Source organism: Acidovorax sp. 59 (assembly GCF_002754175.1).
Classification (GTDB): Bacteria; Pseudomonadota; Gammaproteobacteria; order Burkholderiales; family Burkholderiaceae_C; genus Acidovorax; species Acidovorax delafieldii.
This window is the reverse complement of record NZ_PEET01000001.1, coordinates 1,193,614-1,219,170: the sequence shown is the minus strand read 5'-3', so window position 1 is coordinate 1,219,170 and position 25,557 is coordinate 1,193,614. Positions and strand designations below refer to the sequence as shown.

The window sequence follows — 25,557 nt, the reverse complement described above, 5'->3', positions numbered from 1 at the left end:
ATCCCGCTCTCTGCGCCCCCCAAGCCACCGGCCCCATGGGCCCGCGCCAGGCCCGGTGCCTGCGGAGCCGTTTTCAACCGCGTTGCGCACACACCAAGGACAAACCATGCACGCACTTTTCAGCCGCCCCTTCCGCCACCCCCAGGCCCTGCACCCGCTGGCCGCCGCCGTCCTGGCCGCGTTCTGCGGCACCGCGCTGGCACAAGCAACACCGCCCTCTGCGCCGACCCAGACGCTGGGCGAGGTCACCGTGCAATCCACCAGCGGCGATGACGGCTATTCGCCCGCCGTCAGCTCCTCGGCCACCAAGGGCAGCGCGCCGCTGCGCGATGTGCCCCAAGCCGTGAACGTGGTACCCGAGCAGCTCATGCGCGACCAGGGTGCGCGGTCGATGGAAGACGTGCTGCGCAACGTACCCGGCGTGGCAATGAGCCACGGCGACGGCCAGCGTGACCAGGTGGTGATCCGTGGCTTCACCGCCATTGCCGACCAGTTTGTGGATGGGGTGCGCGACGATGCGCTGTACTTCCGCGACCTGGCCGACATCGAGCGCGTGGAGGTGCTCAAGGGCCCCGCCGCCGTGCTGTACGGGCGCGGCTCCTCGGGCGGCCTGATCAACCGCGTGACCAAGAAACCCCAGTTCGGCGAGACCTCGGGGGAGGCTTCTCTGGGCCTGGGCAGCTACGCCTATCGCCGCGCCACGGCCGATGTGAATGTAGGCATCAGCGACACCGCTGCCTTCCGCATCAACGCCGCCGTCGAAGACTCAGGCAGCTACCGCGACCAGCAGTTCGTCAAGCGCCACAACTTCGCGCCGTCGCTCGCGCTCAAGCTCGCGGCGCAGACCGACTTGCTGCTGCAGTACACCAACGCGCGCGACAAGCGCCTGACGGACTTCGGCATTCCCGCACTCAATGGCCGTCCAGTGAATGTGCCCGCCAGCACCTACTACGGCTCCAGCAACGCCGCGCAAGACGACACCACCACTAGCACCATGCAATCGCTGGCGGCCACTCTCAACCACCGCTTCAACGACGACTGGTCGGTGCGCAATGTGACACGCGCATACGACTACACGCTGGACCGCTACAACACCCTGCCCGGCGGCACCACCAACCCGGTGAACCTGACCGTGGGCCGCACACGCTCGTTCATCCTGCGCGACGAAAGCGGCCTGTTCAACCAGACCGACGTGACCTGGCGCAACCAGCTCGGGGGCCTGAAGCAGGAGTGGCTGATGGGCATGGAACTGGGCCAGCAGAAGAAGCGCGCGGAGTCCGTGTCGGGCGGAGCAGACCGTGTCTCCATCTTCAACCCCGCCGGCGTAGCCGCGCCGGTGATACCTGCCGCCAGCTACACCGCCGACAGCGCCATCCCCAGCCACACCACCCAAGACACAGCGGCGCTGTACTGGCAAAACCAGATCACACTGGCCCCGCAGTGGAAGGCGCTGGTGGGTGCGCGCTACGACGTGTTCAAGCAGCAGACCGAGTTTGATCGCAAGCTCTCCGCGTTGTCGCGCACCGACAAGAAGTTCAGCCCCCGCGCAGGCCTGGTCTGGCAGCCCAGCGACGCGGTGTCGTACTACGTGTCGTACAGCAAGTCGTTCCAGCCTTCGGCAGAGACTTTTGCGCTGGCCGCCAACAACACCGCCAACGAACCCGAGATCACGCAGAACAAGGAAATCGGCGTGAAGCTCGACCTGCTCGATGGCCGCATGAACGTAACGGGCGCGCTCTTCAACCTGGAGCGCACCAACATCAAGAACACCGACCCCACCAACCCCTCGCGCCAGATCAACGTGGGCACGCAACGCACCAACGGCCTGGAGCTGACCGCCAGCGGCCGCCTGCCTGGCCGCTGGGATGTAAGCGCCGGCTACGCCTGGCTGGATGGCCGCATGACGAAATCACTGGCCACCACCACCTCCACCCAGTTGCCCACCGCCGCCATTGCCGCCCAGGGCAAAGTGCCTGCGCTCACGCCCCGCAACTCGGCCTTCCTGTGGGCCATGAAGGACCTCGGCCACGGCCTGCGCGCGGGCGGCGGTGTGAACTACGTGGGTGCGCGCTTTACCTCACTGACCAACCTGGTCACCCTGCCCGCCTACACCACAGTGGACGCGGCCCTGCAGCACACGCAGGGAAAGTGGGAGGTGGATGTAAACATCAAGAACCTGCTCAACCGCAAGTACTACGTGTCAGCCCACGGCAGCAACGACAACCTGATCTTGCCCGGCTCGCCGCGTGCGGTGCAGGTCACACTGCGCTCGCACTTCTGACAAGGGCAAAAAGCGCACGCGTCTCAGTCAATCGACCGGTCGCCGCAACTTGCCACAGCCGGACCAAAGACGCTGCTGACGCCCTACCAAAGGTCTTTAGCCGCTATCCAGAAGATGGCTAAAGTCGCTTTAACAGCATCGCACGGACGCACTGAGCGAAGCGTGCAATGGGGTCGATGGCGTTCAGTTCATGCTCCAGGTTCCGTCATAGAGCTCGGCCCTCAAACCCAGCTCCATGATCTGTGCAGTCAGGGTGCGTACCGAATGCCTGGCCTTGTCGCCTTCCGGGTCATTGGTTTGCGTTGACTGCGCAGCCCGGAGGGGGCGACCGACGTTGCGTCCCCACACACCGCGCCAGCGCGCCATGTTGGTTGTTTCCAGCGACACTGCATTCAAAGACTCGATGTAGATGTATCCGGTGGTCATCACTTCCTGGATGCTCTCGCGTTCGGCAGCGCTTGGGCTTGTGATTTGTTCGCTTTGCAACGCCACCATCACAACGCCGATCAACCGTGTCAATGACGCGGACGTCTGCACCGAGAGATCCACCAGTCGATGGACCTGATCGTTAAGACCGGCATCGCACCCCGCTCGGTTCGCGCCGAACCTGTCTACAGAAACGATGGCCAGTGTGCCGGACATGGCCGTCAGCATGTGGGATGCCAATGCGAACAGGTTCACGATGCCCAGCGGGCCTTTGCGCTGCTCAGGGCTTTCCACCTTCGGCAAATAGTCAAACTGCCGCGCGAAGAGCTCTTGGATCAGGCGTGGGGACTCTTCAGTCATTGCCGACTTTCGGGCCTTGGAGGCGGATTGGGCCAGTACGGGCGCAGCGGGTCAGGCTGCATAGCCAAGACTGGGCCGCCGCTCGTGGCTGACCGAGGCAGTGCCCGACCGCTCTTCGAGCTTGAAGATTTGCACCGCCCGCGTCAGCTGCTGGGCCTGCATGTCCAGACTCTGGGCGGCCGCCGCGCTTTCTTCGACGAGCGCTGCGTTCTGCTGTGTGACCTGATCCATCTGATTCACAGCTTGGCCGATCTGAGACACGCCGGAGCTCTGCTCAGAGATGGCAGCGCTGATCTGCCCCACAACCTCCGTCACACGCTGGATGGCGCCCACCACCTCGTCCATGGTCTGGCCCGCCTGATCCACCAGCTGGGTACCGGCAACCACCTTTTCCACGCTTTCGCTGATCAATGCCTTGATCTCCTTGGCGGCCGTGGCACTGCGCTGCGCAAGGTTGCGCACCTCAGTGGCCACCACGGCAAACCCGCGCCCTTGTTCACCCGCTCGCGCGGCCTCAACAGCAGCGTTCAGCGCCAGGATGTTCGTTTGAAAGGCAATGCCGTCAATCACGCCGATGATGTCGGAAATCCTGCGTGAGCTGTCGTTGATACCCCGCATGGTGTCCACTACCTGCGATACCACTTTGCCGCCCTGGGTGGCCACGGTGGTTGCGTTCATGGCCAACTGGTCTGCCACCTTGGCGTTCTCTGCGTTGTTGAGTACCGTGGTGCTGAACTGCTCCATGGTGGCGGCCGTCTGCTGCAGGGCGCTGGCCTGCTCTTCGGTACGGTGGCTCAGGTCGATATTTCCACGTGCAATTTCCGAAGTGCCCATGGCGATCGAATCCGAAGCACCGCGCACCTTGGCAACGATGTCCGCCAGGTTCTGCTGCATCGCGCTCAGAGAAGCCAGCACGCTTCCCTGGATGGCACTGTCGGCCCCATCCATTTTCGACAGATCCCCGTCCGCCACGCGGCGTGCTGCATCGCTGAGCACATCGGGCTCGGCCCCCAGCGCACGGGACAGGCTGCGTGTGATCAGGTAGCCGGAGATCAGAGCCACCAATGCTGCCACCAAAGCAAGGGCCACCAAGTAGGTGCGCTGCGCGGCCATGTCCGACTCAGATTGCTGCACAAGCTGGCCTGATCGCTCGTCGGTGACAGCCTGGTATTCATTGGTCTTGGAGACCAGCGCGGCCAGCAGAGGGCGGCACTTCTCGTTGATCATGGTGATGGCCTCATCCCGCTGGCCATTCAGCGCCAGATCCACGATCTTCAAAGCCACAGGGCTGTAGGCGTGTTCGATCTTGTCGATGTCGTCCACAAGCGTCTTGATGGGCGCTGGCACATGGCCTGCCGCCGCCATTTCTTTCAGTCGAGCCAACCGGTCCTGAACATCAGCATGGGCTTTGCTCACCGCGAGCTTCTCAGCCGCGCGTTCTGATTCCGCGGTGACTATCACCAGGTTACGCGCCGCAATGGCACGGCGGTTGACGGCCGACTGCACGTCTTTCGCCAGATGGGCGCGGGCATTGATGCCGGTGACGTAGTCGTGGAACAGGTCCTTCTGCTTTGTCATGTCATAGATGGCAATCCCAGCCACCAGCAGGATCAGGGTCACCATCAGGCCGAAGGCCAGACTCAGTTTTCTACGGACGGTCATTCGGTTGCGGTTCATGGCATATCACCTTGTTCATTGATGCGGCTCAATTTTTGATGAATTTATCATTTTCGTCAATTTATTTTTATCAATTCAAGGACGCCATAGCCATACAAAAGTCAAATTCGCAAAATCACAACATCTGATCGGGAATCATTCGCATTTACAGGATAAAATTTGGTTACCGCAAGCCAAAGCCCTTTCTCTCGGCTGCAGCCAGCTCCCTCCGTCATCAGATGCATTCGGGTTGCCTGGCTTGAAACACTCCTTTCTCTCTGATCCTTCCGGCATGGCCGCCGCTTTGCGTCTGGCTCTTCAGTGCGTGCGTGCGCAGCGCTTTGAAACTCAAAGCCCTTGCGGTAGCAAATCGCTCAACAAGGTTCTCATCCCATGCTGAGCCCCACCGCCCTGCGCCGTTGGAGCTGGACCCACAAATGGTCCAGCCTGGTGTGCACCGTTTTCATGCTGCTGCTGTGCATCACCGGCCTGCCGCTGATCTTTCACCACGAAATCGGCCACCTGCTGGGCACCGAGGTCGAGGCGCCAGCCATGCCCGCCAACACGCCGCGCGCGAGCCTGGACCAGGTGTTGGCCACGGCAAAAGCGCTGCACCCGGATCGTGTGGTGCAGTTCGCGTCGCATGCGGAGGACGATGACAACGTCTGGTTCGTCACGCTCACGCCCACCCCGGCGCCCACCGATGACTTCCGCTCTGTGGCGGTGGATGCCCGCACGGCCCAGGTGCTGGCGCAGCCACGGTTTGACGAAGGCTTCATGTACGTGATGTTCAAGCTGCATGTGGACCTGTTCGCGGGACTGCCAGGCAAGCTGTTTCTGGGCTTCATGGGCTTGCTGCTGCTGGTGGCCATCGTCACCGGCGTGGTGTTGTATGCGCCGTTCATGCGCAAGCTGGCGTTTGGTGAGGTGCGGCGGGATCGGTCCACGCGGGTGAAGTGGCTTGACCTGCACAACCTGCTGGGCATCGTCACGCTGGTGTGGGCCTTCGTGGTGGGTGGCACGGGCATGATCAACACGTGGGCCGACCTGCTCATCAAGTACTGGCAGTACGACCAGCTCTCGGTGCTGCTCAAGCCCTACGAAGGCCAGCCCATCGTGCCCGCTGCCGAGCGCGGGCCGCTGCAGCAGGCGCTAGTGGCCGCGCAGGCCCAGGCGCCGGGCACCAAGCTGTCGTTCATTGCGTTCCCGGGCACGGCGTTTTCCAGCCCGCACCACAACACGTTTTTCCTGCGCGGCAACGAGCCTCTCACCTCGCGCCTGCTCAAGCCCGTGCTGGTGGACGCGCGCACAGCGCAGGTCACCGCATCGCCCACGCTGCCGTGGTACCTGACGGCGCTGCTCGTGTCGCAGCCACTGCACTTTGGCGACTACGGCGGCATGCCGATGAAGATCCTCTGGGCGCTGCTCGACATCGCCACCATCGTGGTGCTGGGCAGCGGGCTGTACCTGTGGCTGCGCAAGGGCGCGCAGACAAGGAGCCCTTCGCCCAACGCCGCGGGCAGCGCCAACGGTCACTTGGCTGGCGGCGCATTGCCCACATCAGGCGCAGCGCGCACCACCGAGGGGGCCGCATGAAAAAGCACCGCCCTTTCTGGGCCTTGTGGGGCGGGCCCATCGTGATGGGTGTGCTCACCACCACCGGGCTGCTCACGGCCCTGGTGTCCGACACCTGGGGCGACTGGTGGTCGTGGGTGGCGCTGGGCATCCCTGTGGGGGTGATGGGCTGGTACGGCCGGCCGCGTGCGCAGGTGCCGACTCCCCCAGCAAAGAACCCGCGCGCGAGCGCGGCGTTGTGAGCGTTTTCCGGCGGCTGTCATGACGACCTCATGGCGGTCGCTGAAGCGGGCCCCACGGCCCACCGATCTGCGCTGTCGTCCGGTGTGAGCCGGGCGCTGCAACGTTCAGATCAAAAAGCCACCCAGCGCTTATCCCAAAAGCGCAGGCAGCTACCAAAAAGTGAGCTTTGTTGCATCCACCCGGGGGGTGGTGCGGCGGGCTGCGCGCTGCGTTTTTTTGGCGGCGTTCCCGAATCCCAAACCAAAGAGAGGAAATATCCATGTCTTGTGCTCCCACCTTCCCACGCCCTTGGCTGGCTGCCGCGCTGACCATCGCCAGCGTGACCGCACTGGCCCCTGTCCACGCGCACCAGGTGTGGCTAGAAAACGCCGGGGGCCAGGCGCGCCTGCATTTCGGGGAGTTCAACGACAACCTGCGCGAGACTTCGCCCGGCCGGTTGGACCAGTTCAAGGGCGTGCCCGTGCTCGAACAGCAACGCACGGGCGCCGCCGCCCAGCGTGTGGAAGGCCAACTGGGCAAGGACGCTTTTGTCTACCCCGCCGCCGGCACACCCGACATCCTTTTTGCCACCGCCACGTACCCGCTGATCGACCGCAGCAAGCGCAACCTGCCCGCGATGGTCTGGCAGCCCGCGGCCCGCTGGGTGGCCAGCCTGGCCAAGCCTGTGACCCCCACCGCCCCGCTGGACCTGGTGCCCACCGGCAAGCCCGGTGAGCTGAAAGTGGTCTACCAGGGCGCCCCGCTGCCCAAGGCCAAGGTGCAGCTGGCCGCACCCTCGGGCTGGACGCGCGAGGCCGAGGCCGGTGAAGACGGCACAGTGACCTTCGTCACCCCCTGGAAGGGCCAGTACGTGGCCGAGGTGAAGCACAGCGACAAGACGCCGGGTGAGGCACATGGCGCGCCGTACGGCGAAGCCAGCTACGTGACCACGCTGAGCTTTGTGCTGGCCGACGGCATGCCGTCGCCGTCCCTGCCCCCAGCGGCCACTCCCGCCCCTGCGGGACGCTGAGCGGCGCCCATTTCAAGCCAAAACGGCCGCTTGCGCTAGTCGAATATGCCCAAGTAGCTATCTAATTAATAGCAAATCATGCATCCTTCCGCATCCAATTCGCGCGCATGCCGCGCGCCGCGCACCGCGGTGGCACAGGCCGCTCTGCTGCTGCTGTGCAGCGCCGCTGCCCATGCACAAACCACTCCGACCACCACGGCCGAGACCACGCTGGCCCCTGTCACCGTCTCTTCGGGCGCGGGGCAAGAGAACCCCACCGCGCCCGTCACCGGCTTTGTGGCCCAGCGTGCACTCAGCGCCACCAAGACCGACACCCCACTCATCGAAACCCCGCAGGCCATCAGCGTGATCACCCGCGACCAGATGGAAGCCCAGGGCGTCCAGACGCTGCGGCAGGTGACGGCATACACCGCGGGCGCGGTGTCCAACTATTTCGACAGCCGCGTGGACAGCTTTGCCGCACGCGGCGGCACGGTGAGCCAGTACCAGGACGGCCTGCTGCGCACCTACGGCACCTACAACACCAGCCGACCGGACCCGTACACGCTGGAGCGCGTGGAGTTTCTGCGCGGCCCCACCTCCGTGCTGTACGGCCAGGGCAGCGTGGGCGGTGTGCTCAACCTGACGAGCAAACGCCCGCAGGCCGACACCCTGCGCGAGGTGCAGGTGCAGCTGGGCAACAACGCACGCAAGCAGATCGCCGCCGACCTGACGGGCGCACTCGACCAGGACGGCCAGTGGCTCTACCGCCTGGTGGCCGTGGGCCGCGACAGCGGTACGCAGGTGGACCATGTGGACGACAACCGCGTGGTGTTTGCGCCATCGCTCACCTGGAAGCCCAATGCCGACACGTCGCTGACGCTGCAGGCGCTGCACCAGAAGGACCAAAGCGGCTCGCTCATTGGCTTCTTCCCGTGGCAAGGCACGCAGCTGCCCAGCCAGTACGGACAGATTCCGCGCAGCACCTTCATCAGCGAGCCGGGCTGGGACGCTTACGACACCAGCAACAACTCCTGGGGCTACCTGTTCAGCCACCGTCTGAACAGCGACTGGACAGTGCGCCAGAACCTGCGCCGCACCGTGAGCGAGGTGGACTACCGCACCATCTACACCAGCTTCACCGCCAACGCTGGGACCGGCCGCCCTGCGCGCCCCGTGTTCAACAGCGACAACCGCACGCTGGTGCGCGATGCGGTGTGGAACCTCAACACCGGCCGCATGCTGCTCATCGACACGCAGCTCGAAGGCAAGCTGCAGGCGGGCAATACTGCGCACACAGTGCTCGCCGGCCTGGACGTGCAGCGCAACCACACCGGCCAGCAGGCCTGGCGCGCGGTGGCGTCGTCCATCGACGTGTACAACCCGGTGTACGGCAACTTCACGCCGCCCACTGCGGCGCAGCTGGTGCGCCAGCCCAGCGTGGTGCAAAAGCAGCTGGGGTTCTACGCGCAAGACCAGATCCAATGGGGCCGCTGGACGGCCACGCTGGGCCTGCGCCACGACAGTGCGCAGACCGATACCGAAGGCCGCCCCGCCGCTGCCGTGGACGACAAGGCCTGGACCAAACGCGCAGGCGTCACGTACCAGATGGATGGCGGCTGGGCACCGTATGTGGGCTACTCCGAATCGTTCCAGCCCCTGGGTGGGCTCGACGCGTACGGCACCCCCTACAAACCCCAGCGCGGTGAACAGTGGGAGGCTGGCGTGAAGTGGCAGCCGCCAGGCCAGGGCATCAGTGCGTTTGCCGCTGTGTACACCCTGCGCGAGAAGAACCGCAAGACCACCGACCCCGGCAACCCGCTCAACAGCCTGCAGATTGGCGAAGTAAAGGTCAACGGTTTCGAGGCGGAGGTGCAGGCCAGCCTGGCGCGCCAGTGGGACTTCACGGTGGGCTACGCCTTCACCGACGCCCAAATCAGCCGCAGCAACGCAGGCGACCAGGGCCAGCCCGTGGCCAGCGTGCCCCGGCACACCGCGTCGGCCTGGCTGAGCCACCGCTTTGCAGCGCAAGGACGTGGCGGCTGGGTGGTGGGCGCGGGCGTGCGCTACACCGGCTCGCAATGGAGCGGCACCAGCGCCATCAGCACCCCTGCCGCCACCCTGGCCGATGCCATGCTGGCCTACGACGCTGGCGACTGGCGCGTGGCCTTCAACATGGTCAACCTGACCGACAAGGTGCACATCACTCAGTGCCTGGCACGCGGGGATTGCTTCTACGGACAGGCGCGCACCTACACGCTGACCTCGACCTACCGGTTCTAGGGGCCCGTTGACGATCCCTCAAGGGGTCGTCGCCCGCTCCACAAACCCCACCAGCCGCCCTGCAGCGCTTGCAGTCCTCGCGGCCCTTGCAGCGCCTGCACGGCGGCAGCAGCCCGGGCAGTGCGACACGCCGATCGCAGCCCACGTGGGGCTTGCGCTGCATTCGCGACCTTGACGGGGGTGCCGGGCTACGCCCCGGGTCGGTTCTGGCGTGCCCTACCAGAACCATGTTGCGCCGCAACGACATCTGGATGACAAAAAGGTGTTTACCCCGCTGGCGGCCAATCACGGCGGCCAGTAGCATCCCCTTCCGTTGCAAAGTGCAACGATCACATCACCACAGGCACCAAACTTGCTTGTAGCGGCGGCCCGAAGGCATCACCCCTGTGCGTTTTTGGCCGGTGATTATTTGTCATCAAACAAAATTTGATTTAAGGAACCTCGCGAATGAAAACATTGAACCGCTGCGCCCTCGCCGCGCTGGCCCTGGTGGGTACGTCTGCTGCCTTTGCACAGAGCAGCGTCACCCTGTACGGCCGGGTCAACACCAGCTTTGAACACCAAAAAGACGGCGATGTCTCCAAGACCGGCCTGTTCAACAACTCCTCCCGCTTCGGCTTCAAGGGCCAGGAAGACCTGGGCGGCGGCCTGATGGCTGGCTTCCAGCTGGAAAGCGGCTTTGACTCCAGCTCCGGCGCTACCGACTCGCGCGGCATTTTTGCCCGCCAGAGCGAAGTGAACCTGTCCGGCGGCTTCGGCATGGTGCGCCTGGGCAACTTCACGTCCGAGTCGTACTACGCCACGGCTGACTTCATCAGCAACCACAACCACGACACCGGCTCGTCGGCTGACGCCCTGTACGCCTACCCCGCCCGTGACATCAACAAGATCGCTTACCGCACCCCCAGCCTGGGCGGCGCAACGTTCGAAGCCGGCTGGGCCCAGCACGAGCAGCCCAGCGGTACCGGCGGCAAGAACAGCATGGACCTGGCTGCCAACTACGAAATCGGCAAGCTGGGCCTGGGCGCCGGTTACTCCAAGCTGGGCGACCAGAACCAGTTCGCAGTGCGCGCTTCGTACTCCACCGGTCCCTTCGTGATGGGCGCCTACGTGCAACGCGACAAGAACGTGTTCATCGCCAACGGCGGCAACCGCACCAACCTGCGCCTGTCGGCCGCCTACATCATGGGCGTGTCCGAGTTCCACGTGAACGTGGGCCGTGCCGGCAACTACTCCAACGTGTCCAACAGCGCCGCCACCCAGTACACGCTGGGCTACAACTACAACCTGAGCAAGCGCACCAAGATCTACACGTACTACACCCGCATCAACAACAGCCAGGCTGCCACCTACGGCGTGTCGGCTCCGGGTAACGACTTCAGCTCCTTCGCCGTGGGCGTGCGCCACAACTTCTGATGGCCCCCCACACGCTGCTGCCCTGACTGGTGGGAGGGCAGACAAACAGCCAATTACCCCGCACTTCTTTGGAGTGCGGGGTTTTTTATGCCTGCGACCTGCCGGATACAGCGCATAGCCCTATTGCGGACGCAGAGCCAACCACCAAACCCGGCGCACCCAAGGCCATTCGGTCGGTCCAAATCCGGTCCCGCCCGCAGGCTTTTGCAGCGGCAGATACTCTGCGCCACACCGGCCGGGCAATGACTACCTGGCTGTGAAATGCGGAGCACAGCACCATGCCAACACCACGCCACGCAGCCAGCGCCATCCTGGTGTTCTGGGCCCTGGCCGCATCTGCCCAGACCACAGCGCCCGTGGTGCTGGACGACCTGCGCGGCCTGCGCATTGACAAGACCGAAGTCACCATCGCCCAGTTTGCGCGCTACGCGCGGGCCACCGGCACCACCACCCGTGCCGAGCGCGAAGGCGGCGGTTTTGAATACGTGGGCGGCTGGCAGCGCCGCGCGGGCTGGACCTGGCAGCGCCCCGACGGCTCACCGCCCGACACCGACCAGTTGCCCGCCGTGCACCTCACCCACGCCGAGGCCCAGGCCTACTGCCAATGGGCGGGCGGCCGCCTGCCCACCGCCGCCGAGTGGCGCACCGCCGGCTTTACCGAGCTGCGCAGCCAACCGCCCACGCCCTGGGTGCGTGGCACCACCTACCCCTGGACCACAGGCCAGAGCCCGCAGGGCGCCAACACCAGCGACCCCGACCCCTGGCCCCGTGCCGCACCCGTCAACGCCACCGCAGCCGGGGTGAACGGCCTGCACGACATGGGTGCCAATGTGTGGGAATGGGCGGCCGATGCGCGCGGCGACGAGCGGCGCACGATGGGCGGGTCCTGGTGGTATCCCGCGTCGCAAATGCGCGCGGAGGTCGAGGCCTGGAAGCCTGCGGACTTTTACGCGGTGTACATCGGCTTTCGCTGCGCGTACGACCCGGTGAAACAGCGCTGAGGGGACCGCAGCACCGACTGAGAGGGCATCCTCTCAATGCCCGCCAAACCGCCCCACTTGCCGCAGCCCGCCCGTCAGGTCCCACAGCGATACGCACCAGCCGTCACACCCTTCCGACACCACCAGCCCCGGCAGGTCGTTGCCGTCGATGTCCACGTAGCTGTCGGGCTTGCCGGGCACCTCGCCCATGTAGGCATAGCCGCCACTGCCACGCACAAAAACATGGTGCCGCTGGGCTTCGTAAAAAGCATTCGGATCGCGCACCACCCTGCCAGGCACCACCACGGTGGTGCGTGCACCCTGGGGCTGCTGAACCGTGCGTGCCGAACCCCATTGGAGCTGGCGGCGCAGCGTACCAAACCGGCGGTCGTCCGACTGCACGAACAACTGCAGTGCTCCCAGCTGCTCGGCATCGGGGCTCCCTACCACCCACTGCGGCGCGCGCGGCGGCGTGAGGGCGAAGAGCCGGTACTGCCGGGTATCTGCCTGCGGCGCCGGACCTTGCACGGTCATGCCTGCAGCGTAGGATTCTTCCTGCCCGGCAGACTTCGGCGGCAGTTCGGCCTTGCACTGGTAGCGGGTGCCTGCTTGCAGCGCAAACACCGGCGCGCCGGCATTGCAGTGCCGTGCCAGCTGCTGCAGGTGCGCGGGGTTCTCAAAATGAGCCCACACCGGACCATCGTCGGGCGACAGCCAGGCAAAGAACAGTCCGGGCCGCTGGATGGAGCCTTCTTTGTCCATGCCCGCCCAGGCAGGCGGCACGCAGGAGGCCAGCGCAGCGATGAGGGCAAGGCATTGTCGGGACAGCATGGGCGGTGCACTCCTGAAATGGCGGATGCTGGGTAACAGCCACCTGAGGTGGCCGTAGCTCTGTAGCGGCCCACCATTGTGCCGCCACGTTCAGTCTTCCAAATGCAAAAAAAAAGGCCCCCGATGCCCATGGCACCGGGGGCCTGTGACCAAGGAGCAAAGAGCGCGATGGTTACACGTTCATGATCGACACCAGGCGCGTGTTCAGGTGCGCCTCGATGGCCTCGGGGCCACCCTCGGAGCCGTAGCCCGAATCCTTCAGGCCACCAAACGGCAGCTCGGCTGCAGGTGCGGCGGCCTGGTTGATCCAGAGCATGCCCACTTCCAGGCGCTGCGCCAGCAAATGAGCGTTCTTCAGCGACGAAGTGAAGGCATAACCGGCCAGACCAAACGGCAGGCGGTTGGCCTCGGCAATGGCGTCTTCGATTTGGGTGAAGCCACGCACGGCAGCCACGGGGCCAAAGGGCTCTTCGTTCACGATGCGGGCCGACAGGGGCACGTCGTTCAGCACGGTGGGCTGGAAGAAGTTGCCTTCGGTGCCGATGCGCTCGCCACCGGCCAGCACCTTGGCGCCCTGCTGTACCGCATCGGCCAACAAGTCGGCCATGGCGGTAATGCGACGCGGGTTGGCCAACGGGCCCATCTGCGTGCCGGCCGTGAGGCCATCGCCCACCTTCAGGCCCTGCGCGTACTTGGCGAAGGCAGCCACGAAGTCGGCACGGATGCTTTCGTGCACCAGATAGCGCGTGGGCGAGATGCAGACCTGGCCTGCGTTGCGGAACTTGGCGCCGCTGCCGATCTTGATGGCGAGTTCGAGGTCGGCGTCTTCCGCGACGATCACCGGTGCGTGGCCGCCCAGTTCCATCGTCAAGCGCTTCATGTGCTTGCCGGCCAGCGCAGCCAGTTGCTTGCCCACGGGCGTGGAACCCGTGAACGTGACCTTGCGGATGACGGGGTGCGGGATCAGGTAGTTGGAGATTTCCGCCGGGTCGCCATAGACCAGGCCCACGGTGCCTGCAGGCACGCCCGCATCGGCAAACGCGCGGATCAGCTCGGCCGGGCTGGCGGGGGTTTCTTCGGGTGCCTTGACCAGGATGGAGCAGCCTGCGCCCAGCGCGGCGGCCAGTTTGCGCACCACCTGGTTGATGGGGAAGTTCCACGGCGTGAACGCAGCCACGGGCCCCACCGGGTCCTTCAGCACCATCTGCGTGGCCTTGAGATTGCGCGAGGGCACGATGCGGCCGTACACACGCAGCGACTCGTCGGCAAACCATTCGATGATGTCGGCGGACGCCATGGTCTCGACCTTGGCTTCGGCCAGGGGCTTGCCCTGCTCTTGCACCATGATGGCGGCGATGGCCTCGGCGCGCTCGCGCATCAGTGCAGCGGCGCGGCGCATGGTCTTGGCACGCTCAGCGGCGGGCATGTCGCGCCAGGCTTCAAAGCCCTTTTGTGCGGCGTCCAGCGCGCGGTCCAGGTCCACCTTGGTGGCATGGGCCACACGGCCAATTTCTTTGCCCGTGGCGGGGTTGAACACGGCAAGGGTCTTGCCTTCGGCGGCGTCTTGCCACTGGCCTGCGATGAAGAGCTGGGTGTTTGGATAGGTCATGAGCGTTGGGGTCAGCCAAAAAAATCAAAAAAACGACTATACGCCTGCAGCGATGAAATCCCCCTGAGTCGCCTTCGTCGCCTTTCCCCACCGGGGGACAACGCCAGTGGCTAGGCGAAGCCTGCTCCGCGGCCTTCCGTGTTACGTGACGACATCAGCAGGTTGAAGAATCGCTGCGATGATGGGAGAGTTGTTGACGCAAGGAGATTGCATGCGAGAAGTAGTCCAAAGCCTCGAAGAGTCGCGCATCCGCGAAGTGGCCAACGAAGGCCTGGGGCGCAGCGATGTGCTGAAGTTCTGGTTCGGCGAGAGCGACGAGGTAACGCCGGATTTCATCCGCGACGCGGCCATTGCGTCGCTGCAAAAGGGCGAGACCTTTTATGCCCACAACCTGGGCCTGCCCGAACTGCGCCACGCGATTGCAGGCTACATGCACGGCCTGCACCCGCAGCAGCACACCGATGCGTGGTTCGACCGCATCGCAGTGACGTCCGGCGGTGTGAACGGCCTGATGGTGGCCGTGCAGACCCTGGTGGACGCGGGCGACGAAGTGGTGCTGGTGACGCCCGTGTGGCCCAACCTGGTGGCGCAGCCGCGCATTCTGGGGGCGCAGGTGCGCACTGTGCCGCTGGTGGCCGACGTGCACGGCGCATGGCGCCTGGACATGAACGCGCTGCTGGCCGCCATCACACCCGGCACGCGCCTGCTGGTCGTCAACGCACCCAACAACCCCACGGGCTGGACGCTGACGCGCGAGGAGCAAGCCACCATCCTGGCGCACTGCCGCCGCACGGGCACGTGGATTCTGGCGGACGAGGTGTACGAGCGGCTGTACTACGCGGGCGACACGGCCAATGGCGCGGCCCCCAGCTTTCTGGACGTGGCTGAGCCCGAGGACCGGCTGATCGTGACGCACAGCTTTTCCAAGAGCTTTTTGATGACCGGCTGGCGCCTTGGGTGGCTGGTGTTGCCGCCTTCACTCACCCAGGCGGTGGGCAAGCTGATCGAGTTCAACACCTCGTGCGCGCCGGTGTTTGTGCAGCGCGGAGCCACGGTGGCGCTGCAGCGCACGGAGGAGGTGACGCCCGCGCTGGTGAACCATCTACGCAACTGCCGCGACACGCTGGTGCCGCTGCTGGCCGAGGTGCCGGGAGTGTCGGTGGCCACGCCACGTGGGGGCATGTATGCGTTCTTCCACATCGACGGGCATGACGAGTGTTTGCCGCTGGCCAAGCGATTGGTGCGGGAGGCGGGGCTGGGGTTGGCGCCCGGCAGCGCGTTTGGGGGAGAGGCGTCGGGGTGGTTGCGGTGGTGTTTTGCGAGTCGGGATGTGGGGAGGTTGGAGGAAGGGGTGGGGAGGTTGAGGGGGTGGCTGAAGGGGTGATTTGAGGTTTTTGAGCCTTTTTGGCCGCAGGCGCTAGTGGGATATGCGCTGGTAGCTATTGATTTTGTAGTGTCTGGTTGTTGTGCTGATGGGGCCACGTGCCTGGGTTGAGGGCGGAGGCCGGGAGTCGCCCGGCAGGCGAGGTACTTTTCTTTGCTTCGCCAAAGAAAAGTACCCAAAAGAAAGGCGACCCCGCTGTCTGCGTCCCCTGCGCTGACGCTACGGGGCAACCTGCGGTGCTCGGGTTTGGCGGGGTCTCGCTCAACTCGCGCCGCTGGGCGTCGCTCAAACACACGCGAGCCCTGATCCGCCAAACCCTGCGCTCCTCGGCGCATCCACAGGGGCACGGGGAGCTGAACATCCACACGGGCCATCGCTGCGCTCGGCCCCGAATCGCGGGCGCAAGCGCCTCGCGCTGCGCAGCCTGGGCCGAGCGCAGCAATGGCCCGAATGGATGTCCGGCTGTTCGGTTGTTTGGATGTTCGGCTGTCCACCCCCTGCTGGCTGCGCCTGCGGCGGGGCGGTTGCGGGGTGAGCATGGGCGTCGGAGCGCCCATGCCTCGTGCACTGACTCGCCGTGGATGTCTGAACGAAGCTGCAACGCAGCGCAGTGAGTTCCACGGCGCACCCCACAGCCGCCCCGCCGCAGGTTTGCCCCTTCGCGTTGCGAAGGGGTCGCAGACTGGGGGTCGCCTTTTCTTTGGTGACTTTCTTTTGGCGAAGCAAAAGAAAGTTACTCGCTCGCCGGGCGACTCCCGGCCTCCGCACTCAAGCCAGGCGTACGGCCCAATCAGCACAACAACCAGACACTACAAAATCAATAGCTACCTAGGCATGTTTCACTAGCGCAAGCAGCCTAAACCGCTCAAAAACTACTGCGGCGCAGCCGCCACCTTCACCACAGGCTGATCCCCCCACCCGCCTCCGAGCGCCCGAATCAACCCCACCGTCGCCACATACTGCGCCGTCCGCACCTGCAACTCCTGCCGCCGATTGCGCAACTCGCTGCGCCGCGCGTCCAGCAATTCGAGCTGGCTCACCAACCCATTGCGATACCGCACGTCCGACAACTGCGTGGCCCGCCGCGCAGCCGTCACCGCCCGCCCTTGCGCTTCGGCCTGGCCAGACAGCAAACGCAGCGAGGTCAGCTGATCCTCCACGTCACGAAACGCATTGAGCACCTGCCCCCGGTGGTCCGCCAGCGCAGCCTCGAGGCGCGCCTTGGCGCCCTCGATCTGGGCATCGCGCTGGCCGCCGTCAAAGATCGGCAGCGACAGCAGCGCACTCACGCCCCAGGCACGGGCGGACCACTTGAACAGGTCACCCAGCTCGGGCGACGCATGCCCCGCATTGCCCGTGAGCGTGACGGCCGGGAACCACGCCTTCTGCGCCACGCCCACGCGCGCTTGCGCGGCCAGCACGGCAGTTTGCGCGGCCGACACATCGGGCCGGCGCGTCAGCACCGTGCCGGGCACGCCCGGCGGGATCACCGGCAACGCGGCGTCGCCCGTCGCGGGCGGCAGCACAAAACCACTGGCCACCTCGCCGGCCAGCACGGCCAGCGCGTTGGTGAGCAGGGCCTGCTGGCGCTGCAAGGCCAGGGCATCGGACTCGGTGGCCGCCACCTCGGTCTGCACACGGGCCACGTCCAGCTCGGCCACATCGCCAGCCTGCAGGCGGCGCTGCGTCAGGCGCAGCGTGTCCTGGTACGCGGCCAGGCTCTCTTGCACCAGCACCTGCTCGGCTTGCACCGCGCGCAGCTGCAGATAGGTTTGCGCCACGTCGGCTTGCACCATGAGGCGCGTGCTTTGCAGCAGGGCTTCGCGCGCGTCGGCGTCCAGCCGCGCGGCGTCACTGGTTTGCGAGAGGCGGCCGAACAGGTCCAGCTCGTACGATGCATTGAGCCCCGCTGTACCCAGCGTGGCAGGTGTTGCGCTGCCCGTGGTGGCAGCGCCTGCCTGGCGTGTCACACCGGCCGAGGCGCCCACTTGCACCGAGCGCGCGGCATCGGCAGAGCGCAGCAGCGAGCGCGCCTCGGCCAGCCGCGCGGCGGCCTGCTGGATGCTGGTGTTGGCCTGGCCCGCGCGCAATACCAGGTCGGCCAGCACCGGGTCTTGAAAGCCCAGCCACCACTCGCCGCGGGGCTGTGCCTCGGCGGGGGCGGCCACCGTCCAGGGGGCCGTGGGCAGCGCGCCGCCCCCTGCCGTGAAGCTGGCGGGCACGGGCACACCCGCATGCGGCGCGGGGGCCACGGGCTGGGTCATGCAACCGGCCAGCACCAGGGCGGCGGCCAGGGGCGCCAGCAGGCTGCGCTTGCGCACGCCAAAGGCAGCACCCTCGGTGGAGTTTTTCTTCAATAGCAAATCGGTCATGGTTGTTCTCCTGCCCCAGTCGTTACGCCCGCTGCATTCGGCAGCGCGGAGCACGTGGCGAGGGCCACAAAGATTTTTGTTGTCACCGTTTTCAAAAGCATCATTCGTGCTCCTTGCGCGGCGCTGCCAGCACCGGGTGGGCAATGCCGCCGCTGCCCGGGGTGTGCGAGATGGGCGCCACATGCGCGCCATGCTCCACCAGCGGGCGGTTGCCTGCCAGTTTGCGCAGCAGCACGTAGAACACGGGCGTGAGGAACAGGCCGAAGGCCGTCACACCAATCATCCCGGCGAACACCGCCACGCCCATGGCGCTGCGCATTTCGGCGCCTGCACCGGTGGACAGCACCAGAGGCAGGACACCCATCACGAAGGCCAGCGAGGTCATCAGGATGGGGCGCAGCCGCAGGCGGCTGGCCTCGATGGCGGCCTGCACGGGCGTGCGCCCGGCAAACTCCAGCTCGCGCGCAAACTCCACGATCAGGATCGCGTTCTTGGCCGACAGCCCCACCAGCACAATGAGCCCGATCTGCGTGAACACGTTGTTGTCGCCGTTGCTCAGCCACACCCCGGTCATGGCCGCCAGGATGCCCATGGGCACGATCAGGATGATGGCAATCGGCAGCGTGAGGCTTTCGTACTGCGCGGCCAGCACCAGGAACACCAGCAGGATGGCCAGCGGGAACACCAGCACGGCAGAGTTGCCGGCCAGGATCTCCTGGTAGGTCAGCTCGGTCCATTCGAACGTGATGCCCTGGGGCAGGGTCTCTGCGGCAATGCGCTCGATGGCGGCCTGGGCCTGGCCCGATGAATAACCGGGTGCGGGGCCGCCGTTCACATCAGCAGCCAGGTAGCCGTTGTAGCGCATGGCGCGTTCGGGGCCGAAGCTGGGCTCCATCTTCATCAGCGCCGACAGCGGCACCATCTCGCCGGTGGCAGAGCGCACCTTGAGCAGGCCCACGTCTTCGGCCCGCGCACGGTAGGCCGCATCGGCCTGCACGCGCACGCTGTAGGTGCGGCCAAACTGGTTGAAGTCGTTGGCGTACAGGCTGCCCAGGTAGATCTGCAGCGTGTCGAAGATGTCCGTCACGGGCACGCCGAGCTGGCGTGCCTTGGTGCGGTCGATGTTGGCGTACAGCTGCGGCACGTTGACCTGCCAGCTGGTGAACAACCCCGCCAGCTCGGGCGTCTGGTAGGCCTTGGCCATGAAGGCCTTCACCGCGTTGTCCATGGCTTCATAGCCCAGCGAGGCACGGTCTTCGATCTGCAGCTTGAAGCCGCCCGTGGTGCCTAGGCCCGCCACCGGAGGCGGCGGGAACATGGCGATGAACGCGTCCTGGATGCTGCCAAACGCCTGGTTCAGCTGGCCTGCCACGGCGCCGCCGCTCTGGTCGGCACGGGTGCGCTCGGCAAAGGGCTTGAGCGTGGCGAACACGATGCCAGAGTTGGAGCTGTTGGTGAAGCCGTTGATCGACAGGCCGGGGAAGGCAATCGCGTCTTCAACGTTCGGGTTCTCCTTCATGATCTCGCCCATGCGGCGGATCACGTTCTCGGTGCGGTCCAGCGTGGCGCCGTCGGGCAGCTGCGCAAAGCCGATCAGATACTGCTTGTCCTGCGCGGGCACGAAGCCGCCGGGCACGATCTTGAACAGGCCCACGGTGGCACCCACCAGCGCGAGGTAGATCACAAACATCAGCGCCTTGCGGCCGATCACACGCTTGACCCCGCCGCTATACGCTTCAGAGCCCCGATGGAACATGCGGTTGAAGCCACGGAACAGGCCACCGAACACCTTGTCCATGCCGCGCGTGAGCGCGTCCTTGGGCTCGTCGTGGCCCTTGAGCAGCAGCGCTGACAGCGCGGGCGACAGGGTCAGCGAGTTGATCGCCGAGATCACCGTGGAGATCGCGATCGTCACCGCGAACTGGCGATAGAACTGGCCCGTGAGCCCGCTGATGAAAGCCAGTGGCACGAACACCGCCACCAGCACCAGTGCGATGGCAATGATGGGGCCGGAGACTTCGCGCATGGCGCGGTAGGTGGCCTCGCGCGGGGTCAGGCCCGCCTCGATGTTGCGCTCGACGTTCTCCACCACCACGATGGCATCGTCCACCACGATGCCGATGGCCAGCACCAGCCCGAACAGGGAGAGCGCGTTGATCGAGAAGCCCAGCAGGTGCAGCACGGCAAACGTACCCACCACCGACACCGGCACAGCCAGCAGCGGAATGATGGACGCGCGCCAGGTCTGCAGGAACAAAATCACCACCAGCACCACGAGAGCGATGGCTTCGAGCAGCGTGTGGATCACGGACTTGATCGACGCACGCACGAACTGCGTGGGGTCGTACGCAATGCGGTACTCCACGCCTTCGGGCATGTTCTTCTGGATCTCGTCCATGGTGGCGCGCACGTTGGCCGAGATGTCGAGCGCGTTGGAGCCCGGCGCCTGGAACACGCCCATGCCCACGGCCGGATCGTTGTTGAGCAGCGAGCGCAGCGAATAGTCGGCCGCGCCCAGCTCCAGGCGGGCGATGTCGCGCAGGCGTGTCACCGCACCATCCGCACCGGTCTTGACGATGATGTCGCCGAACTCTTCCTCGGTCTGCAGGCGACCCTGCGCGTTGATGGACAGTTGCAGGTCCACGCCGGGCAGGCCGGGCGATGCGCCCACCACACCTGCAGCGGCTTGCACGTTCTGGCCGCGGATGGCGGCCACCACGTCGCTGGCCGAAAGGCCGCGCTGCGCGACCTTTTGCGGGTCGAGCCACACACGCATGGAGTAGTCGCCACCGCCGAAGATCTGCACCTGGCCCACGCCCTGGATGCGCGCAAGGCGGTCCTTCACGTTGAGCACAGCGTAGTTGCGCAGGTAGTCGATGTCGTAGCGGTTGTTGGGCGAGACCAGGTGGACCACCATGGTCAGGTCCGGCGCGCTCTTGACGGTGGTGACGCCCAGGCGGCGCACTTCCTCGGGCAGGCGCGGCTCGGCCTGCGAGACGCGGTTCTGCACCAGCTGCTGGGCCTTGTCGGGGTCGGTGCCGAGGGCAAAGGTCACCGTCAGCGTCATCACGCCGTCGGTGGTGGCCTGGCTGCCCATGTAGAGCATGCCTTCCACGCCGTTGATGGACTCCTCCAGCGGCGTGGCCACGGTCTCGGCGATCACTTTGGGGTTCGCGCCTGGGTACTGTGCGCGCACCACCACGGAGGGCGGCGCGACTTCAGGGTATTCTGAGATGGGCAGACCGCGCAATGCGATGAGCCCCCCGAGGAAGATGAGCACCGACAGCACCCCGGCAAAGATGGGGCGGTCGATGAAAAAGCGGGACAGGTTCATGGATGCAAATTCCTGGTGTCCAGCGCGCTCAGGCGGCTGGCGACTTGGCGGCGTTCTTGGCTTCCTTGCGATCACCCGCAATCTCGGCCTTGGCGGTCATGGGCACAGGCTGTGGCGCCACCACGGCACCGGGGCGCACGCGCTGCAGGCCGTTGACGACGATGTTCTCGCCCGCCTTGAGGCCCGAGGTGACCACGCGCAGGCCGTCAATCGGCGCGCCCAGGGTGACCTCGCGGTACTCGGCCTTGTTGCCCTCGCCCACCACCATCACGAACTTCTTGTTCTGGTCGGTGCCCACGGCACGCTCGTTGATGAGCAGCGCCTGGGTGTTGCGGGCCTGGCCCATGCGGATGCGGGCGAACTGGCCGGGGATGAGCGAGCCGTCTTCGTTGTCGAACACGGCGCGCACGCGCACGGTGCCGCTCTTGGCATCGACCTGGTTGTCGATGAGCTGCAGGCGACCGGCGTGCGGCGTGCCGCCCGAAGTTCCGGTGCCCATCTGCACAGGAATGCGCTCGATGAGCTGGCGGGCGCTGTTGCCGCGCTGGCCGCTTTGCAGGTCGGCCAGGGCCTTCACCACGATCTGCTCATCGGTGTCGAAGCTCGCGTAGATGGGGCTCACGGACACCAGCGTGGTCAGCACGGGGGCGCCCGCACCGGCCGCCACCAGGTTGCCCACGGTGACTTCGATGCGGCCCACACGGCCCGCCACAGGGGCACGCACCTGGGTGTAGCCCAGGTTCAGCTTCGCGGTCTGCAGCGCGGCCTGGGCGGCGCGCAGGTTGGCATCGGCCTCGCGCTGGGCGTTCAGGCGCTCGTCATGTTCGCGCTGGGCGATGGCTTTTTCTTCGAGCAGGCGCGTGGCGCGCTCCAGTTCACTGCGGGTGTACGACAGACGGGCCTGCGCAGCGACCACCTGGGCTTCGGCGCGGTCCACCTCCGCGGCGTAGGGGGCTGGGTCCACCGTGACCAGCAGGTCGCCCTGCTTGACCAGCGAGCCTTCGCGAAAGTGCACGGCCTGCACGGCGCCCGAGACGCGGGGGCGCACATCCACGCGCTGCACGGCTTCGAGCCGGCCGGAAAACTCGTCCCACAGGGCGATGTCTTTTTGCAGCACGGCAGCCACCGACACCGGCATGGCGGGCGGTGCTGCGGGGGCGCTATCCGCCTGCGCCACGGGTGCCTGAAACACCAGAACAGCAGCCGCCACGGTGGCCGTCACGGCCGTGGCAAGGGTGGCCAGACCCAGGGGGCGGCGCTGGGAGAACTTGGAGAAGGATGGGAAGTTCATGGTCACTTTCGATCAGTAGGTGTGCCCTTGTGGAGCAAGCTGTGAAACTTGTCTGCCGTGCGCTGGCGCCTGTGGGCTGCGCTCGGCAGGGGTCAATGCAAAGGGGGCGGAATGCAGTCTCGGCAATGACACGGTGGAAAGGTCAATACCCCGGCGACAAACACCGGGGCGGCCTGCGTGCCACCGTCAAAAGACGGTGCGGCCAGGTGCGCTGTGACAGCGGCCGCAGGCCAACGGGATCAGGGGTGCATGCATGGTGTGTTCTTTCCTCCGTGTCGTTTGAATGGGTAACGTGGGCTCCAGGACATGCGGAGCGGGCAACGCCGGGCAAGCGCTTCCCCTCCGGCACGCCAGGCCGGAAATCAAGATGTAAAAAGGGAATGGGGCTCGCGCCGAGCCCGCGTTTCTCTGCCTCCACCCGGGTGGAGGTCAGCGGCTGTCAGGGATGTGAGAAGGTGTCAGGGGCCGTCGTCAGGACGGCACCGGACTTCGCGTGGAGGCAAAGAACTGCCGGAACTGCTCCTGCGCACCCGCCGCACACGGACATTCATGCGGGCCGGTCTGCAGCAGGGCATCGGGCCACTGCGGGTTCTTGGAGAACACGTGGCGCGTGACCGGCAGGCCGGCAGCCTCCAGCCGGGCCGCGTAGGCCAGCGCCTCGTCGTGCATGGGGTCGGTGTCGCCCACCAGGATCAGCGTGGGGGGCAGCCCCGCCAGGCGCTGCGCACCGGCAGGCACCGCATAGGGGTGCTCGGCATCGCGCGGGCAGCGCAGAAAGTTGCGCCAGCCCTCGGTCCACTTGCAGCCCGTGGAGTCCCCCGTGGCCTCGCGCAGCGACGCGGTGCCCACACAGGGGTCCAGCATGGGCGACAGCAGGATCTGCCCGGCCAGCGGGGGGTGAGACTGGTCACGCGCCATCAGTGCCACGGCCGCCGCCAGGTTGCCACCGGCCTCTTCGCCCGCCAGGTACACGGCGGCGCCCTGCCCGCCGAGCTTGGTGCGGTGCTTGTGCACCCACTTGAGCACACCGTAACCTGTGTCCACCGGCTGCGGAAAGGGCGTGAGCGGATACGCGACCGACACCACCACGGCCCCGGCACTCTCCAGCAGAGAAGCCACCGTGCAGCCGTTGTCCAGATCGCCCGACATGAAGGCCCCGCCGTGGAAGTGCACGACCACCGGTGACGCCTGGCCAGTCTTCTTGCGGCCGTACATGCGCACTTCCACGTCCTGCCCCTGGGCCACCTCAATGGTGGAATCGGTGCAGACGGACGCAGCCACCCCGGACGCCTTGGCGGGCGCCGCAGCGGGCTGCGTGGGCAAAGAGGATGAAGACGGGCGGTCGGGCTGCATGGCAGGTACCCAGTAGGTAGGTGGATAGGTGGAAGGTCGGTTGACGATGGATGAAATGTAGTGGCTTGGGCCTTTCTGATAAACAGGTCAAACACCACCGCACTGTTTCCAAAAGCTCAACAATCAAACCGGGGCGCCCGTGTGAGAATTCCTCAGCACCCAATCTGGGTGCTGATGACTCAAGGAGAAGCCATGGACCAGATACAGGCCATGCGCATATTCGTGCGGGTGGTGGAGGCCGGCACGTTTACCCGGGCAGCGGATTCGCTGAGCCTGCCCAAAGCCACGGTGACCAAGCATGTGCAGGCGCTGGAGGAGCGGCTGCGCGTGAAGCTGCTCAACCGCACCACCCGCCGCGTGACCGTGACACCCGATGGCGCGGCCTATTACGACCGCACGGTGCGGCTGCTGACCGACCTGGACGACATCGAGGCCAGCATGACCAACGCGCGCGCCAACCCGCGCGGGCGGCTGCGCATCGACGTGGGCACGTCGGTGGCCCAGTTGCTCATCATTCCGCAACTGGCGGAGTTTCATGCCCGCTACCCGGACATCCAGGTGGACCTGGGTGTGAGCGACCGCACGGTGGATCTGATCGGGGACAACGTGGACTGCGTGATCCGGGGGGGCGAGCTGAGCGACCAGTCACTGGTGGCGCGCCGCATTGGCAACCTGGAGTTCATCACCGTCGCCGCACCCGCCTACCTGGAGCGTAAGGGCACACCCACGCACCCGCTGGAGATCGAGGAGAAACACGCCAGCGTGATCTACTTCTCGCCGCAGAGCGGGCGGCACTATCCGCTCGAGTTTCGCCGGGGTGATGAGTCCATCGACATCACCGGCCCCTACCAGCTGAGCGTGAACGAGGCCAACGCCTACGTGACCTCCATCGTGGCGGGGCTGGGTATTGGCCAGATAACCAGCTGGCAAGCCCAGCGCTACCTCGCCAGCGGAGCCTTGGTGCAACTGCTGCCGGACTGGACCCAACCCCTGCTGCCCGTGTATGTGGTGTACCCGCCCAACCGCCACCTGAGCGCCAAGGTGCGCGCGTTTGTGGACTGGGCGGCCGAGCTGTTCCAGCGCGAGGCCCATCTGCAGCGCAAAGCCTGACGCCCCCTGAATCGGTTCTGTGGTGGCGGTGGTGGAGTTAACGCCCGATGCACACGACAGGATTG

The 25,557-nt window shown here is 65.8% G+C and carries 17 protein-coding genes; 9 read left to right on the top strand and 8 right to left on the bottom strand.

Going from position 1 to position 25,557, the window contains the following annotated elements:
- The first annotated feature begins 106 nt into the window (after positions 1–106).
- Positions 107–2,281 (top strand): TonB-dependent siderophore receptor, encoded by a 2,175-nt coding sequence (locus CLU87_RS05515; RefSeq protein WP_099729797.1) that lies wholly within the window; start codon positions 107–109, stop codon positions 2,279–2,281.
- Positions 2,282–2,464: 183 nt separating this feature from the next.
- On the opposite strand, the gene CLU87_RS05510 is transcribed toward CLU87_RS05515, so the two are convergent.
- Together CLU87_RS05510 and CLU87_RS05505 are read right to left on the bottom strand one after the other, a co-directional pair.
- Positions 2,465–3,067 carry a hypothetical protein gene (locus CLU87_RS05510; protein ID WP_099729796.1) on the bottom strand — a complete coding sequence of 201 codons (603 nt, stop codon included), beginning with the start codon at positions 3,065–3,067 and terminating at the stop codon, positions 2,465–2,467.
- Positions 3,068–3,118: 51 nt separating this feature from the next.
- The gene (locus CLU87_RS05505; protein WP_233193717.1) at positions 3,119–4,744 is read right to left on the bottom strand and encodes a methyl-accepting chemotaxis protein; all 1,626 of its coding nucleotides are present in this window, start codon (positions 4,742–4,744) and stop codon (positions 3,119–3,121) included.
- A 372-nt stretch (positions 4,745–5,116) separates the two neighbouring features.
- Between CLU87_RS05505 and CLU87_RS05500 the strand changes: the two genes are divergently transcribed.
- From CLU87_RS05500 to CLU87_RS05475, 6 genes are all read left to right on the top strand, one after another.
- On the top strand, positions 5,117–6,319 hold the full coding sequence (locus tag CLU87_RS05500) for a PepSY domain-containing protein (RefSeq protein WP_099729794.1): 1,203 nt from the start codon (positions 5,117–5,119) through the stop codon (positions 6,317–6,319).
- Positions 6,316–6,540 carry a hypothetical protein gene (locus tag CLU87_RS05495; RefSeq protein ID WP_099729793.1) on the top strand — a complete coding sequence of 75 codons (225 nt, stop codon included), beginning with the start codon at positions 6,316–6,318 and terminating at the stop codon, positions 6,538–6,540. Before CLU87_RS05500 ends, CLU87_RS05495 begins: the two co-directional genes overlap by 4 nt.
- 260 nt (positions 6,541–6,800) lie before the next feature.
- Positions 6,801–7,550 carry a TonB-dependent receptor gene (locus tag CLU87_RS05490; RefSeq protein ID WP_099729792.1) on the top strand — a complete coding sequence of 250 codons (750 nt, stop codon included), beginning with the start codon at positions 6,801–6,803 and terminating at the stop codon, positions 7,548–7,550.
- Positions 7,551–7,628: 78 nt separating this feature from the next.
- A complete protein-coding gene (locus CLU87_RS05485) occupies positions 7,629–9,812 on the top strand; it encodes a TonB-dependent siderophore receptor (RefSeq protein WP_099729791.1) in 2,184 nt (727 codons plus the stop codon).
- Between the two features lie 447 nt (positions 9,813–10,259).
- Entirely contained in the window at positions 10,260–11,228 is a 969-nt protein-coding gene (locus CLU87_RS05480; protein WP_099729790.1) for a porin, read from the top strand.
- Positions 11,229–11,506: 278 nt separating this feature from the next.
- Positions 11,507–12,229, top strand: a complete 723-nt coding sequence (locus CLU87_RS05475; protein ID WP_099729789.1) for a formylglycine-generating enzyme family protein — start codon at positions 11,507–11,509, stop codon at positions 12,227–12,229.
- 33 nt (positions 12,230–12,262) lie between these two features.
- Here the strand turns inward: CLU87_RS05475 and CLU87_RS05470 are convergent, their stop codons facing one another.
- Both CLU87_RS05470 and CLU87_RS05465 read right to left on the bottom strand, forming a co-directional pair.
- Positions 12,263–13,039 (bottom strand): hypothetical protein, encoded by a 777-nt coding sequence (locus CLU87_RS05470; RefSeq protein WP_099729788.1) that lies wholly within the window; start codon positions 13,037–13,039, stop codon positions 12,263–12,265.
- A gap of 172 nt (positions 13,040–13,211) precedes the next feature.
- The gene (locus tag CLU87_RS05465) at positions 13,212–14,648 is read right to left on the bottom strand and encodes an NAD-dependent succinate-semialdehyde dehydrogenase (RefSeq protein ID WP_099729787.1); all 1,437 of its coding nucleotides are present in this window, start codon (positions 14,646–14,648) and stop codon (positions 13,212–13,214) included.
- 211 nt (positions 14,649–14,859) lie between these two features.
- On the opposite strand from CLU87_RS05465, the gene CLU87_RS05460 reads away from it, so the two are divergent.
- Positions 14,860–16,032, top strand: coding sequence for a pyridoxal phosphate-dependent aminotransferase (locus tag CLU87_RS05460; RefSeq protein WP_099729786.1), 1,173 nt, complete (start codon positions 14,860–14,862; stop codon positions 16,030–16,032).
- An 872-nt stretch (positions 16,033–16,904) separates the two neighbouring features.
- Here the strand turns inward: CLU87_RS05460 and CLU87_RS05450 are convergent.
- From CLU87_RS05450 to CLU87_RS05435, 4 genes are all read right to left on the bottom strand, one after another.
- Positions 16,905–18,404 carry an efflux transporter outer membrane subunit gene (locus tag CLU87_RS05450; RefSeq protein WP_233193716.1) on the bottom strand — a complete coding sequence of 500 codons (1,500 nt, stop codon included), beginning with the start codon at positions 18,402–18,404 and terminating at the stop codon, positions 16,905–16,907.
- 100 nt (positions 18,405–18,504) lie between these two features.
- Positions 18,505–21,738: an efflux RND transporter permease subunit gene (locus CLU87_RS05445; RefSeq protein ID WP_099729784.1), complete on the bottom strand. Its 3,234-nt coding sequence runs from the start codon at positions 21,736–21,738 to the stop codon at positions 18,505–18,507.
- A 28-nt stretch (positions 21,739–21,766) separates the two neighbouring features.
- Complete coding sequence (locus CLU87_RS05440; protein ID WP_099732051.1) at positions 21,767–23,029, bottom strand: efflux RND transporter periplasmic adaptor subunit; 1,263 nt, start codon at positions 23,027–23,029, stop codon at positions 21,767–21,769.
- 471 nt (positions 23,030–23,500) lie between these two features.
- On the bottom strand, positions 23,501–24,382 hold the full coding sequence (locus tag CLU87_RS05435; RefSeq protein WP_192418796.1) for an alpha/beta hydrolase: 882 nt from the start codon (positions 24,380–24,382) through the stop codon (positions 23,501–23,503).
- Positions 24,383–24,574: 192 nt separating this feature from the next.
- Here CLU87_RS05435 and CLU87_RS05430 point away from each other — a divergent pair, with 192 nt between their 5' ends.
- Entirely contained in the window at positions 24,575–25,492 is a 918-nt protein-coding gene (locus tag CLU87_RS05430; protein ID WP_056061756.1) for a LysR family transcriptional regulator, read from the top strand.
- Positions 25,493–25,557 lie beyond the last annotated feature (65 nt).